This is a genomic window from Mycolicibacterium vaccae NBRC 14118 = CIP 105934 (assembly GCF_001552715.1).
Lineage (GTDB): Bacteria > Actinomycetota > Actinomycetes > Mycobacteriales > Mycobacteriaceae > Mycobacterium > Mycobacterium vaccae.
Genome location: NZ_BCRS01000165.1, coordinates 1 through 13,149, shown reverse-complemented (window position 1 = coordinate 13,149; position 13,149 = coordinate 1). Strand labels below are relative to the sequence as shown.

Sequence of the window (13,149 nt, the reverse complement as noted above, 5' to 3'; positions counted from 1 at the left end):
GGGCCGCCGTGCGCAGCGACTCGGCGGCGACGTCCCTGGCCCGCCGTGAGCGGTACAGCCGGCCCCGGCCCTCGACGGTCTCAGAGGCCCGCACCACGACCGGTAGCTGCTCGGCGACCAAGGGCCCGACGCGGCGGCCCTGCCACCAGGCCAGCAGTGCCACCGCGAGGACAAGTTGCAGGACCATCCAGTTGACCTGCGGCGGAATGAGATCGGTGAACGACGCGGCGCCGTCGGCGGTGCCGGGCTCATTGCGCTGCGGCGCGTACCAGATCATCCGCGGGTGGGATCCGGTCAGGTTCAACGCGAGCGCGGCGTTGCCCTCTTCGGCCAGGCCGGCGTTCGTCACGAACTGGTCGCTGCCCACCACCGTGACGGTGCGCCCGTCGTCGGTGTAGCGCGCCAGCACGCCGTCGTAGCAGCGGACCACCGGGACCGAGCCTCGCGCGTCGAAGGTCTCGGCCACCCCGAACTGCACGGCGCCGGCCCGGGTGGCCTCGCGCAGGTCGCAGTCCGGGGCCAGACCGCCGAACTCGGTGCTGTCCGTCCGGCGCAGCTCGGGGGCCAGTGCCTCCCGGGTCTTGCCGAGCGGGGCGATCAGCAGCCGGTCCCCTGGAACGTCGGCCAGCCGGCGCAGCAACTCGTCGTCGAACAGGTGGTAGGTCTGTCCGGCGACGACCAGGGTGTCTGCGCGGGCCTCGCGTTCGACGTCGGCGATCGAGGCGGCCTCCACCACGGTGACACCCTGCTCGCGCAGCAGGGTGATCAGCGCGTGCGCACCGTCGGCCGACGTCGAAGCCGGATCGAGATGCCCGCCGGGGCGCGGTGCGGTCAGCCAGGTGGTCAGTGCGGCGACCGCGACGATCGCGGCCATCCCCAGCAGCACCCAGCGCAGCACCGACCAGCGCTCGGTGAAGGTGGTCCCGACGGGGGTGCTCATCGCACCTCGGCCCACGGCTGACGGGTCGTCTCGGGGTGTGCGGCCGCCGGGCCCGAGGGGTGGCTGCCCAACTCGTCGTCCAGCGCGGCGATCATCCGGTACTGCGCCTCGGTGCCGGGCCGCTGGCCGTAGGTGACGTCGTTGAAGGTCTCTGCGGCGGTGGACAATTCACCGTCCAGCGCGGGCAGTGCGCGGCCCGCGTCGCGGGCCAGCTCGGTCGCGGTTCGGCCCGGCACGGCATCGAGGATGCCGTCCTCCTCCAGCCTGCGCGCGACCGCGCGGACCCGGTGCCTGATCGCGGGAGCCCAATCAGCCTCGGCGGCATGGCGTTCGGCGGTGGCCCGGTGCTCGGCGGCACTGAGCAGGTGGTCGCCGAACAGCGGCGCCGCGGTAGTGCGCTCACTGCGCATGGCGCGGCGTGCGATGCGGATCGCCACGACGAGCGCGACGACCAGCAGCACCACCAGCACGGCCACCGTGTACCACCCGCCGGGGAACTTCGACGCCGCGGCGGTGAGCCGGTAGAGCAGCTCCTCGATCCAGTCCAGCAGCATGTCCATCGGCGTGGGTTTGGGATAGATGTTCTTGGCCAGCTCGTTCTGTGCCGCCTCCCGCGCCGCGTCGCGGTCGATGTCTATCGTCGACACGTCACCGCGCGCCGGTCAGCCAGAGATCGTCCGTCGAATCGGCAGGCGCGTGCGGCCCGCCTGCGGCACCGGTCTGCAGCACCAGGTCGAACGCCTCGGCGCGGATACGGCGGTCGGTGTACTGCAGGACCGTCACCCCCGCGCTGAACGGGCCCGTGATGATCTGGCCGACCGCGCCGCCGACCGAGAACAGCACCATCGAGATCATCGCCGCGGTGGTGGTCGCCGACGCGGTCAACACCACCTGCCCGCCGATGCTGAACGGGATCGACACCGCACCCGCGATGAACTGGGCCACGACCGCGGCCAGCAGCCAGATGCCGAAGACCCGCCAGAAGTCGCCCTTGATCAGTGCGAACGACCGCTTCACCGCCGTCAGGATGTCGCGCCGCTCCAACACGATGGCCGCCGGGGCAAACGTGAGCATCACCGACGCCCAGATCGCGGCCAGCACCGATGCGAGCACCAGCGGAGCCACGATGAGAAACGCGAGGAGCCCGTCCACCACGGCCACGGTCACCACGATCAGCAGCAGCACCAGGCCGAACCACACGATCAGCGCCAGCGTTTTGAGGACCGTGAACCCGATCAGCGTCCACAGCCGTGGGCGCAGCCGGCGCCATGCCTCACCGATCGTGATTCCCGTGCCGAACACCGAGCGCCCGATCACCACGGTCAGCAGGCCGCTGAGCAACGTCGTGGACAGTGCGGTGGTGATCGCCGCGGCCAGGCTGGAGGCCAGCCAGCTGACCAGCACCTCGGTGGAGGCTTCGTCACCGTCGAGCGACTCGGCGAACTGGCCGGTGAACGCGAACGGCCACAACGACAACAGCAGCGCGATGACCTGGGAGGCGAGCACGACGATGGTCGTCAGACCCAGCGTCGCTTTGGGATTGGCCCGGATGTAGGCCACGGCCCCGTTGAAGATGTCGGCCAACGTCAACGGGCGCAACGGGACGACGCCCGGTTTGAGGACCGGGGGTCCGTACGGGGGATGTGCCTGCCCCCCGTAGCCCGGGTAACCGGAGTAGCCGGGCGCGTGTCCGGGTGAGTGCCAGGACGGCGGCGGGGGCGGGTACCCCTGGTATCCCGGTGGGGGATAGCCCGGAGTTGCCGCGCCGGGGGCCGGTAGTCCGGGAGGACCGTATCCGCCGGCGTTGTAGGTCATGGCACCATCCTGTCGATCACCGCCGGAATTGACAACGTGGGCGGTCCCGGGCCAGGCCAGCCCGCGTGCAGGAGCAGCGCGTTGCGGGCCCGGTCGGCAACGGCCTCAGTCGTAGACGATCACCGCCCGTCCGAGCACGTCGCCCCGGGCGATCGCGTCCAAGGCCTCGTTGACGTCGTCGAAGCGGACCCGGGTGACCGAATGCTTGACCTGACCCGCCTGCGCGAGCGCGAGGACCTCGGTGAGATCGTTGTCGTTTCCCCACGGCGAGCCGAAACGGGTGTACTCCCTTGCCACCAAAGGAAACAACGGGATGTCGACACGGTTGCCGATGAGCCCGACCGACGCCACCGCGCCCTCGGAGGCCGGCAGCGTGAACACGAGCCTGATCGACTCCGCCGATCCCGCGCACTCGATGACCGCATCCAGCCGTGTTCTCCTGGTGGCTGATTCGAGTCAGGCCGCACGGTGTCGGCGTCCTTGTCGCGGACGTTGATGACGTGGTCGGCGCCCCCGCCGAGCAGCGTGGCGTACTGCGTGGCGTAACTGCCCAGGCCGCCGACGCACGAGACCGCCCCGGTCCCAGATGGCCGGCGTTGCGCAGCTTCTTCAGCCCCGCGTCGGTCAGCGGCGGGGCTGGCCGGGGAGAGCTCGCCCCGGCTCGGGATCTTGAGCTAACGGTAGTTACTCCTGATATCCACCGCGCCGGCCGAAACCGGCCGATCGCGGGACCGGCAATCGTTTCTTCTGCACCGGTCGGGGTACCCCGAGCCCATGACGCGTTTCGGCTACACCCTGATGACAGAGCAGAGTGGCCCCAAAGACCTTGTCCGCTATGCGGTGTCGGCCGAGGAGGTGGGTTTCGACTTCGAAGTGTCCAGTGACCACTACTTCCCGTGGCTGTCCGCTCAGGGCCACGCCCCGTACGCCTGGACGGTGCTGGGGGCGGTCGCCCACGCCACCGAACGCGTCGAGCTGATGACCTACGTGACCTGCCCGACCATGCGCTACCACCCGGCGATCGTGGCGCAGAAGGCCGCGACCCTGCAGCTGCTCGCCGACGGCCGGTTCACGCTGGGTCTGGGCAGCGGGGAGAACCTCAACGAACACGTCGTCGGGAAGGGCTGGCCGACCATCGCGCGCCGGCAGGACATGCTGTCGGAGGCCATCCAGATCATCCGCGAGCTGCAGACCGGCGAACTGGTCGACTGGAAGGGCGAGTACTACGAGGTCGATTCGGCGCGCCTGTGGGACGTCCCCGAGTTTCCGGTGCCGATCGCGGCGGCGGTCTCCGGGGATCGTTCGGTGCAGCAGTTCGCACCGCTGGCAGACCATCTGATCGCCGTGCAACCCGACAAGGATCTCGTCGACTCGTGGCACGACGCGCGGCGTGCGACCGGGCTGCCGGGTGAGGTGCGGGTGATCGGGCAGATCCCGATCTGCTGGGACCCCGACCGGGACGCCGCCGTCGAGCGCGCCCATGAGCAGTTCCGCTGGTTTGCCGGCGGCTGGGCCGTGAACTCCGACCTGCCCACCACCGCCGGCTTCGACGGCGCGACCCAGTTCGTCCGCAAGGAGGACGTCGCCGAGTCGATCCCGTGTGGCCCCGACCTCGACGCGATCGTCGAGGCGGTGCGGGAATACTGGGAGGCGGGCTTCACCGACATCGCGCTGATCCAGGTCGGCGGCGACAGCCAGGACGCATTCCTGACCGAGGCAGCAGCGCCGCTGCTCGACAAGCTCCGCTCCGCATCGCACTGACTGAGAGGCCGACCATGACCCGCGGCAAAGGTATCTACGACGACGAAGAGGGCTCGGCGGCATCTGAGCCCGAGAAGGATCCGGACCGGGACACCCCGGACGTGGACAAGGACACCGAGGAGCCGACGGCCTAACGCACCGAGGCGGGATCCCCGCGGCGCTTCGTCTCCAGCCGGTGCCACGTCCACCAGAACAGCAGTGCGGCGAAGATCGAGCCGGCCGCCGCGAGCCACTGCGCGGACAGGAACAACCGCCATTCGGCCGCCGCGTCGATGTCCTGGTGCAGTGCGGCCAGCAGAGCCGTCGCACCCAGCACCGCGCTGGCCGCACCGACCACGGTGACCGCGGCCACGAACGCCGTCCGCAGCGTGTACCGGGCCGCGCCCGGTGTGACGACCGCCCGGATCCGGTCGGTGCGGGCCAGGAAATGCGAAGCCGCACAGGCCACTATGAGTGCCACCGCATCCGCGGCCAGCGTGTCGGACAGCCGGTGCCACTGCGCGATGACGGTGTAGGCGCCGATGCCGACGGCCCAGCTGAGCGCGAAGAACATCGCCACCCCGCGGAACCGGTACGGCATCACGATCAGCGTGGCGAACAGCACCGACATCGCCGCGGTGGTGTGCCCGCTGGGCAGGGTGTTGGCCAGGTACTGGTCGCTGTCCACCAGGTCCGGACGTTGCAGCACAAAATATTTCAGAATCTGGGTGATCGCCTGGCTGCCCAGGATGACAGCCATCGCCGCGACGGCGAGACTGACCTGGCGGCGCACCAGGCCGATCACGCCGACCAGCAGCGTCGCCGCGGCCAGTGAGGTCATCGTGATGGTGTCGAGCAGCGTCCTGGCCGCCAGGAACGCCCGCGGGTCGACCTGGTCGGCGCCGTAGAGCGCGGCGTTCTCGACCGCTTGCCCGGTGCTGGTGCGCACCGCCAGCCAGTAGACCGCGGCGAGGAACACCAACGCGCAGAGCGCAACCACGGTCCATCGACGGCGCGCACGCGGGAGTCGATGTCCGGTCTCATCCTGGCGAAGAAGATCGGTCTGCACGGGTGCACGATCCTCTCATGCCGCTCAGCCGACTGCTCGGCTGCGCCGCAGCCGGGCCTCCTCGTGCTGGGTGATGTTGGAGTTGTCCAGCACGATCGTCAGCATCATCGCGAAGAAGCGGGCGGGGCTGAGCTCGTCGGGCACCAGGTCGGTGCGCAGGGTCACCTCGGGCAGCGCGGCGAGTTGGGACTCGATGTCCACGGTCGCCTCCTTGTCGACGTCTTCGACGTCGACATCGAAGAGGTCCAGGATCGCGTCCTCCGGCTCCAGCGGCACCACCTCCGGCGGTGTGTCGCCCTCCCACTCCGGCACGACCAGCGCGCACGCGTCGTAGGCGTCGGCCTCCCGGCCGAGCTTGACCAGCAGGTCGGCGATCCAGTCGAACTGCCTGCGCTCCTCGGTGTAGGCCGTGGACCGCAGGCAGTACACGAACCCGAGCGCGGCCAGCGGATGGCGCAGCGCCAGGTTCTTGGCATCGCCGTAGGACTCCTCCACGCGGTTGGCGGCGTTCTTGCCGAACGACGAGTCCATCCGCTTGGTCGAGATGAGCAGCTCGGGTCCGGTCTGCCACGACGACATGATCACGTCGACCTGCTTGAAGTAGTTCTTTCCTGCGATGTTCGCCGAGGCCGCCCCCACTCCCGCGGTGGACCCGTTGCGCAGCCGTGCCAGCAGGTCGTCGCGGCCCGCGGCTTTCGGGATCGACTTCACGAAGGCCAGCACGTCACGGTCGACGACCCGCGGCGGCTCCGCGCGCGGCCACACCGCGTCCGGGTCCAGGCCGGCCCGCCGCAGCTCGTAGGCGACCCATACGTCCAGGGCCAGGGCGGGCACACCGGACCGGCTCTCGGCGCCCAGCAGCAGCGGTACCGCGAGCAGCTTGCGCAGTGTGGTGTAGTCCGGCACGAACGACCCGTCGGCCCGCCACGGGTTGACCGCCGCGAATTCCGACCGGCCGACGATCGCGTCGAACAGCGGCCAGGCCAGTGATTTGGAGCTGGGTTTACTTGCCACCGTTGGCTTTTCCGCGGGCGAGGCGACGTGCGGTGAGCGCGGCGTGGTCGCGGCGCACCGCGCGCAGCGCACGTTCGGACAGCGTCGAGGTGGCCAGTAGAAGCGCGTCGTCGACCAGGGCGACCGCGTCGAGCAGCCGGCCTGCGCGCAACCGGGTAGCGACCGCGGGGCGAATCCTGCGAAGTTGATCGGCGTTGCGGCGCAACAGGTCCGGTGACGGCACCGGAAGCACGTCGGCTTCCCGGGGTTCGATCTTGAGCATCCCACCACCGTAGGCGCGGCCCACCGTCTCGGCGCCCAGCAGGGTCACCGAGTTCAGCGACGCCAGCGGCAACAGGCCGCTACCGGGCCCGCGCAGGTCCTCCCGCAGGTACACCCCGTGCACCGAGTTCAGGTGGTGCACGCGGGCGCGGTTGCTGGTCAGCCGCGGGGTGTCGGCGTTCATGTAGGTCAGCAGCAGGTCGGCGGGTCGCAGATAGGGCACCCGCCACCACGGGCTGCGCACCCGGCATTTGTAGGCCAGGTGCACGTCGAGGTCCTCACCGGAGGCGATGTAGTGCCGGGCCGCGGCGGTGGGCTCCCCGCCGGGCCGGAACAGATAGGTCGACTGGCCGGCCTCGCCGAGGGTGCGCAGCGCGTTCGGCGTCAGGGCCAGCCCGCGCAGATGGCGCGAGCCCGGCGGCGACAGCGGCAGCAGGTCAGACGGTGCCAGCCCGAGTGCGTCGACCTTGGCGGGTGACAGCGTGAAGAACCGGTTGCTGCCCGTCACCATGCCCAGCGTGGTGTCCCCCCAGGTCTCCAGGAACGTGAACCCGTCACCGCCGACCGCCGCCTCGAACGCCGACAGGCCGGACGCCGACATCAGACCGGCCGACCATTTCGCGCCGTTGCCCGGCGGGCTCCACCGGCGTGACCCCGTCAGCTGGGCCAGGCCCTCGGCGTCGCGGACCTGGGACAGCTGCATGTGCTGGGCGCCGGTGCCGCCGTCGGGCTGGTAGCCGTCGGCCAGCAGCAGCACGACCTCCTCCAGCACCCCCGGGAACACGCGCTCGTCGAACAGCACCAGACCGACCGACGCGAAGTGGTCCATCAGGTACTCGCGCACCCCGGCGGCGTAGTTGACGCTGAGCAGTTCGGCGGGCAGCACCAGACCCAGCCGGCCACCGGGGCGCAGGTGCAGCGCCGAGTGCACGGTGAACGCCGCCCACGACGACGCCAGGTTGGACAGCGTGACGCCCGCGCGCAGCGCCGCCTGGCGTGCGCGGGCCCGGGCCTCGCCGGCGAAATCCTGGTACCGCACGTACGGCGGGTTGCCGACCACCGCGTCGTAACAGCCGAACTCGTTGTGGGAGAAGAAGTCCTGGTTGTGAATGACGGCGTCGACCCCGCGCGCGCGCAGGCCGCGTTCGGACTCCAGCGCCGAGTCGGGGTGGATCTCCACACCGACCAGCGGGCCGGTGTGGCCGCCCCGCCGCCCGATCTCGTGCAGGAAAACAGCCTCCCCGCAGGAGGGTTCGAGAACCGCGTGCGCGGGATCGCGGACCGCCCAGTCGGTGAGGAACCGGGCCACCGGGGCAGGGGTGAAGAACGCCCCGCGCGCTTTGCGCAGCGCGGCGTCGTCTCCTCTGTCGCCGGGAAGCATGCGCATATCGTGCCGCAGCGCACCGACAGAACCTCGCTGACCCGCCGACCTCGGCGGACGGGCTCAGGCGGTGGCGCGCAGGACGTCGACGACGTTGGCGATCAGCGGCGACGCGTCCGCGGTCGGGTAGGCCGCCAGCAGCGCGACCGTCGCGCCGGGACCGGCCAGCGGCCGGTAACAGACCCCGCTGATCTCCAGCGCCGCGGTGGGCTCGGGGACCACCGCCACGCCCAGGCCCGCGGCGACCAGGGTCACCAGCGTCGAGGTCTCCTCGACCTCGTGCCGGATGCGCGGGCGGAACCCGGCGTCCAGGCACAGGCCGGCCACCAGCGTGCTCATCCGGGACCGGCCGTGCCCGGCGTGGCTGATGAAGTCCTCGTCGTGCAGGTCCGTCATCGCGATCTCGGTGCGTTCGGCGAACCGGTGCCCGGCGGGCAGCGCGATCAGGAGCCGGTCGTGCCGCAGCGTCTCGGTGGTCACCGCCGGGTCGTCGACCGGCGGGCGCATCAGCGCCAGGTCGATGTCCTTGCTGTGCAGCGCCGCCAGCTGCGCGGTCGCCAGCATCTCGCCCCGCACCCGCAGGTCGACCCCGGGCAGCGCCACCCGCAGCTCGCGCACCAACCGCGGCAGCAGCGAGTACGTCGCCGAGCCGACACAGCCGACGACCAGCTGACCCTCCACGCCGTCGGCGATCCGGCGGGCCTGATCACAGGCCTCGTCGACCGCGCCGAGGATCCTGATCGTGCGGTCCAGGAACGCCCGGCCCGCGGCGGTCAGCGCGACGCTGCGAGTGGACCGGTCCAGCAGCCGGACACCGACCTCGCGTTCCAGCTGGCGGATCTGCTGGGACAGCGGAGGCTGGGCGATGTGCAGCCGCTCGGCGGCGCGGCCGAAGTGCAGCTCTTCGGCGACGGCCTGGAAGTACCGCAGGTGGCGCAGCTCCATGGACCTCCATTCATATGTTTCAGATATTAATCGACCATATTTAGGTATTTCAGAATATCGCCGCCCGCGCCTAGCGTCGAGGTATGGATGTGGTGATCTGTAGTCCGGTGCGGACCCCGGTAGGCCGGATGGGCGGTGCCCTGGCCGCGCTGACCGCCGTCGACCTGGCGACGACGACCCTGCGGGCGCTGATTGCGCGGACCGGGCTCGGGGAGGGGGACGTCGACGACGTCATCCTCGGCAACGGCTACGCCAACGGCGAGGCCCCCGCGCTCGGCCGCATCGCCGCGCTCGACGCCGGTCTCGGCACCGCCGTGCCGGGGCTGCAGATCGACCGGCGGTGCGGGTCGGGCCTGCAGGCCGTGCTGTATGCGGCCGGGCAGATCGCCACCGGGGCGGCCCGCACCGTGGTCGCGGGCGGCGCGGAATCGATGTCGAATGTCGAGCATTACGCGCTCGGACTGCGCACCGGGGTGCGTCAGGGCGGGATCGCGCTGCAGGACCGACTGGACCGAGCCCGCGAAACCGCCGGCGGCGCGAGCCACCCGATCGCGGGCGGCATGATCGAGACCGCCGAGAACCTGCGCCGTAACTACGGCATCGCCCGCGAGGAGCAGGACGCGCTGGCCGTGCGCTCGCATCAGCGCGCGGTCGCCGCACACGACAACGGAGCCTTCGCCGACGAACTCGTCCCGGTCACCGTCCCCGCCAGGCGGGGACGCCCGGACGTCGTCGTCGACCGCGACGAGCATCCCCGGGCCGACATCACCACCGACACCCTCGGTGCGCTGCGCCCGATCCGCGCCGGCGCCGACCCGGACTCCACAGTCACCGCGGGCAACGCATCAGGGCAGAACGACGGCGCCGCGATGTGTGTGGTGACCACCCGCTCCGAGGCCGAGAAGCGTTCGCTGACACCGCTGTTGACGCTTCGATCGTGGGCGGTGACCGGCTGCGCACCCGAGACCATGGGCATCGGTCCGGTAGCCGCGACCGCATCGGCGCTGGACCGCGCCGACCTGACCCTCGACGACATCGACCTGATCGAACTCAACGAGGCCTTCGCCGCGCAGGTGCTGGCGGTGCTCGCCGAATGGAAGATCGACCCGCTCGACGACCGCCTCAACCCGAACGGCTCCGGCATCTCCCTCGGTCATCCGATCGGCGCGACCGGGGCCCGCATCCTGGCCACCGCCGCCTACGAGGCGCGGCGGCGCGACGCCCGATACGTGCTGGAGACCATGTGCATCGGCGGCGGACAGGGGCTCGCCGCGGTCTTCGAGGTGACGCGATGAGCGCGGTGGACGTGCACGTCGTCGAGAGCGGGGTGCCCGACGGTCCGGCAGTGGTGCTGTCGAACTCGCTGGGGGCCACCCACCACATGTGGGACGCCCAACTGGACACGCTGGAACGCCGGTTCCGGGTGCTGCGCTACGACACCCGCGGACACGGCGGTTCGCCGGCGCCGGACGGGCCGTACTCGATCGACGACCTGGCCGACGACCTCGTCGGCGTGCTCGACCGTTTCGGTGTCGCGCGGGCCCACTTGGTCGGACTGTCGCTGGGCGGCATGACCGCGATGCGGGTGGCAGCCCGGAACCCGGAGCGCGTCGACCGGATGGCGCTGCTCTGCACCGCCGCTCAACTGCCGCCGGCAAGCGCGTGGCGCGACCGTGCCGCGACCGTGCGTGCCGGCGGTTGCGCCACGGTGGCGCCGGCCGTCGTCGGGCGCTGGTTCACCCTCGGCTATCTGGACACCCACCCCGCCGAACGGGATGCGTGGCAGCAGATGATCGCCGCCACCTCGGCCGAGGGCTATGCCGGGTGTTGCGAGGCGATCGCCGAACTCGATCTGCGCGAACAGCTTCCGCAGATCGCCGCGCCCACGCTGGCGATCGCCGGCGCCGAGGACCCGGCGACCCCGCCCGCCACGCTCGAATACCTCACCGCCCGTATCCCGGGCGCCAAGCTGCTGATCGTCGACGAGGCCGCCCACCTGGCCAACGCCGAGCAGCCCGACCAGATCTCCGCCGCGCTCGTCGAACATTTGGAGCAGTCATGACATTGAACAAAGTGGTCGCATCGGCAGGCGAGGCCGTCGCCGACATCCCGTCCGGATCCAGCCTGGCCGTGGGCGGGTTCGGCTTGGCCGGCATCCCGTGGTTCCTCATCGAGGGGCTGCTGGCGCAGGGCGCCGACGATCTGACCATCGTCAGCAACAACTGCGGCGTCGACGGCGGCGGGCTGGGTCTGCTGCTGGAAGCCCGCCGGATCAGCCGCGTCATCGCGTCCTACGTCGGGGAGAACAAGGAGTTCGCCCGCCAGTACCTGTCCGGCGAACTCACCGTCGAACTCACCCCACAGGGCACGCTGGCCGAACGACTGCGTGCGGGCGGCAGCGGAATCGGCGCGTTCTTCACCCCGACCGGGGTCGGCACGCTGGTCGCCGACGGTGGCCTGCCGTGGCGCTACCACCCCGACGGCAGCATCGCGCTGGCCTCGCCCCCCAAGGAGGTGCGCACCTTCGGCGGCAGGCAGATGCTGCTCGAAGAGTCGATCGTCACCGACTACGCACTGGTGCGCGCCGCGGTCGCCGACCGGGCCGGAAACTGCGTATTCCACGCCGCTGCACGCAACTTCAACCCGCCCGCCGCGATGGCCGGCCGGGTCACCGTGGTGGAGGCCGAACGCGTCGTCGAGGTCGGCGAACTTCACCCCGACGAGGTGCACCTGCCGGGGATCTTCGTGCAGCGCATCGTCGAACTCACCCCGGAACAGGCCGCCCGCAAGGGAATCGAGAAGCGCACCACCCGGCCGCGAAACCCGCAGGAGGCACTGGCATGAGCTGGACCCGAACCGAGATGGCCGCGCGCGCCGCAGCCGAACTGCGCGACGGTGACTACGTGAACCTGGGAATCGGGCTGCCCACCCTGATCCCGGACTACCTGCCCGAAGGCTCAGACGTCACGCTGCACGCCGAGAACGGAATCCTGGGCGTCGGGCCGTTCCCGTACGACGACGAGGTCGACCCCGATCTGGTCAACGCCGGCAAGCAGACCGTCTCGGTGGTGCCCGGTGCGTCGTTCTTCGACTCGGCCACCAGCTTCGCGATGATCCGCGGTGGTCACGTCGACGTCGCGGTGCTCGGCGGCATGCAGGTGTCGGTCAACGGCGATCTGGCCAACTGGATGGTGCCCGGCTCGATGGTCAAGGGCATGGGCGGGGCGATGGATCTGGTCAACGGTGCGGCACGGGTGATCGTGCTGATGGACCACGTCGCCAAAAACGGTGGGCCCAAGCTGGTGTCGTCCTGCGATCTGCCGCTGACCGGTAAGGCGGTGGTGCAGCGGATCATCACCGACCTCGGCGTCCTGGACGTCACCGGCACCGACTTCGCGGTCGTCGAACTCGCCCCCGGGGTGTCGTTCGACGAGGTGGTGGCCAAGACCGGCGCGCCGGTGAGCGACCACCGTCAGCGGCGCAGCGCCGCCAGCTCCGAGCGCGACCGGACACCGAGCTTGGCGTAGATCCGGGTCAGGTGGTACTGCACCGTCTTGGGTGAGACGTAGAGCTCGGCCGCGACTTCGCGGTTGGAGAGTCCCTGCGAGACAAGCGCGGTCACCGCTTCCTCCTGCGGGGTGAGGTCGACGGCCTCGCGGGGTTCCCTGGCCTGGTTCAGGCCGCCGGCCTTCAGCTCGCGGTCGCAGCGCGCGACGTAGGTGTGGGCCCCCAGCGTGGTGTACAGGTCACGCGCGACGCCGATCACCGCGTAGGCGGCGCGGCGCTTCCCGGCGCGGCGCAGCGTCTGACCGTAGGCGAAGTTCACCCGCGCCCTGTCGTAGCGCAGCGGCAGGCCCTCGAGCAGGTCCAGTGATTCGTCGAACGCCCGCCGTGCCCCGGCGAGGTCACCCCGGGCGCCCAGCAGCCGGCCGCGGGCGTAGCCGAGCCGGGCCCGGGCGCTGCGGTGGCCGCGGGCCCGGGCGC

Annotated in this window: 13 protein-coding genes and 1 pseudogene; 5 read left to right on the top strand and 9 right to left on the bottom strand. The window is 70.8% G+C overall.

Annotated features, from left to right (window positions below; all coding sequences use genetic code 11):
* The 4 genes and pseudogenes from MVA01S_RS24490 to MVA01S_RS32140 all read right to left on the bottom strand — a co-directional run.
* A partial coding sequence (locus MVA01S_RS24490) for a DUF4350 domain-containing protein (protein ID WP_060941725.1) occupies window positions 1-940 on the bottom strand: 940 nt, incomplete at its 3' end.
* Window positions 937-1,587 carry a DUF4129 domain-containing protein gene (locus MVA01S_RS24485; RefSeq protein ID WP_003931681.1) on the bottom strand — a complete coding sequence of 217 codons (651 nt, stop codon included), beginning with the start codon at window positions 1,585-1,587 and terminating at the stop codon, window positions 937-939. The genes MVA01S_RS24485 and MVA01S_RS24490, both read right to left, overlap by 4 nt.
* A gap of 1 nt (window position 1,588) precedes the next feature.
* Window positions 1,589-2,755, bottom strand: a complete 1,167-nt coding sequence (locus tag MVA01S_RS24480) for a DUF7847 domain-containing protein (RefSeq protein ID WP_040542039.1) — start codon at window positions 2,753-2,755, stop codon at window positions 1,589-1,591.
* A gap of 105 nt (window positions 2,756-2,860) precedes the next feature.
* A pseudogene (locus MVA01S_RS32140) lies at window positions 2,861-3,190 on the bottom strand (zinc-binding dehydrogenase); the annotation flags it as partial.
* A 339-nt stretch (window positions 3,191-3,529) separates the two neighbouring features.
* Here MVA01S_RS32140 and MVA01S_RS24470 point away from each other — a divergent pair.
* On the top strand, window positions 3,530-4,516 hold the full coding sequence (locus MVA01S_RS24470) for an LLM class F420-dependent oxidoreductase (protein ID WP_003931684.1): 987 nt from the start codon (window positions 3,530-3,532) through the stop codon (window positions 4,514-4,516).
* A gap of 130 nt (window positions 4,517-4,646) precedes the next feature.
* Here the strand turns inward: MVA01S_RS24470 and MVA01S_RS24465 are convergent, their stop codons facing one another.
* From MVA01S_RS24465 to MVA01S_RS24450, 4 genes are all read right to left on the bottom strand, one after another.
* A complete protein-coding gene (locus MVA01S_RS24465; protein WP_040542041.1) occupies window positions 4,647-5,564 on the bottom strand; it encodes a phosphatase PAP2 family protein in 918 nt (305 codons plus the stop codon).
* Between the two features lie 24 nt (window positions 5,565-5,588).
* Window positions 5,589-6,578: a hypothetical protein gene (locus MVA01S_RS24460; protein WP_003931686.1), complete on the bottom strand. Its 990-nt coding sequence runs from the start codon at window positions 6,576-6,578 to the stop codon at window positions 5,589-5,591.
* Window positions 6,568-8,220, bottom strand: coding sequence for an Eco57I restriction-modification methylase domain-containing protein (locus tag MVA01S_RS24455; protein ID WP_003931687.1), 1,653 nt, complete (start codon window positions 8,218-8,220; stop codon window positions 6,568-6,570). The genes MVA01S_RS24460 and MVA01S_RS24455 overlap by 11 nt, the downstream gene beginning before the upstream one ends.
* A 63-nt stretch (window positions 8,221-8,283) precedes the next feature.
* The gene (locus tag MVA01S_RS24450; protein ID WP_003931688.1) at window positions 8,284-9,165 is read right to left on the bottom strand and encodes a LysR substrate-binding domain-containing protein; all 882 of its coding nucleotides are present in this window, start codon (window positions 9,163-9,165) and stop codon (window positions 8,284-8,286) included.
* Between the two features lie 83 nt (window positions 9,166-9,248).
* Here MVA01S_RS24450 and MVA01S_RS24445 point away from each other — a divergent pair, with 83 nt between their 5' ends.
* Genes MVA01S_RS24445 through MVA01S_RS24430 form a run of 4 tightly spaced genes read left to right on the top strand, consistent with a single transcriptional unit; the run spans window position 9,249 to window position 12,692 of the window.
* Window positions 9,249-10,460, top strand: a complete 1,212-nt coding sequence (locus MVA01S_RS24445; RefSeq protein WP_040542043.1) for an acetyl-CoA C-acetyltransferase — start codon at window positions 9,249-9,251, stop codon at window positions 10,458-10,460.
* A complete protein-coding gene (gene pcaD / locus MVA01S_RS24440; protein ID WP_003931690.1) occupies window positions 10,457-11,227 on the top strand; it encodes a 3-oxoadipate enol-lactonase in 771 nt (256 codons plus the stop codon). Before MVA01S_RS24445 ends, pcaD begins: the two co-directional genes overlap by 4 nt.
* Window positions 11,224-12,009: a CoA transferase subunit A gene (locus MVA01S_RS24435; protein WP_003931691.1), complete on the top strand. Its 786-nt coding sequence runs from the start codon at window positions 11,224-11,226 to the stop codon at window positions 12,007-12,009. Before pcaD ends, MVA01S_RS24435 begins: the two co-directional genes overlap by 4 nt.
* Window positions 12,006-12,692 (top strand): CoA transferase subunit B, encoded by a 687-nt coding sequence (locus MVA01S_RS24430; protein WP_003931692.1) that lies wholly within the window; start codon window positions 12,006-12,008, stop codon window positions 12,690-12,692. The genes MVA01S_RS24435 and MVA01S_RS24430 overlap by 4 nt, the downstream gene beginning before the upstream one ends.
* Here the strand turns inward: MVA01S_RS24430 and MVA01S_RS24425 are convergent.
* The coding region (locus MVA01S_RS24425; protein WP_169801775.1) for a LuxR C-terminal-related transcriptional regulator at window positions 12,638-13,149 on the bottom strand (512 nt) is incomplete at its 5' end. The two genes, MVA01S_RS24430 and MVA01S_RS24425, sit on opposite strands and share 55 nt — an antisense overlap.

What these genes read in the sequence shown, in the direction of transcription:
- MVA01S_RS24470 (WP_003931684.1), top strand. Translation starts at nt 3,530, where the DNA reads ATGACGCGTTTCGGCTACACCCTGATGACAGAGCAGAGTGGCCCCAAA.
- MVA01S_RS24430 (WP_003931692.1), top strand. Translation starts at nt 12,006, where the DNA reads ATGAGCTGGACCCGAACCGAGATGGCCGCGCGCGCCGCAGCCGAACTG.
- MVA01S_RS24480 (WP_040542039.1), bottom strand. Translation starts at nt 2,755, where the DNA reads ATGACCTACAACGCCGGCGGATACGGTCCTCCCGGACTACCGGCCCCC.
- MVA01S_RS24455 (WP_003931687.1), bottom strand. Translation starts at nt 8,220, where the DNA reads ATGCTTCCCGGCGACAGAGGAGACGACGCCGCGCTGCGCAAAGCGCGC.
- pcaD (WP_003931690.1), top strand. Translation starts at nt 10,457, where the DNA reads ATGAGCGCGGTGGACGTGCACGTCGTCGAGAGCGGGGTGCCCGACGGT.
- MVA01S_RS24445 (WP_040542043.1), top strand. Translation starts at nt 9,249, where the DNA reads ATGGATGTGGTGATCTGTAGTCCGGTGCGGACCCCGGTAGGCCGGATG.
- MVA01S_RS24435 (WP_003931691.1), top strand. Translation starts at nt 11,224, where the DNA reads ATGACATTGAACAAAGTGGTCGCATCGGCAGGCGAGGCCGTCGCCGAC.
- MVA01S_RS24450 (WP_003931688.1), bottom strand. Translation starts at nt 9,165, where the DNA reads ATGGAGCTGCGCCACCTGCGGTACTTCCAGGCCGTCGCCGAAGAGCTG.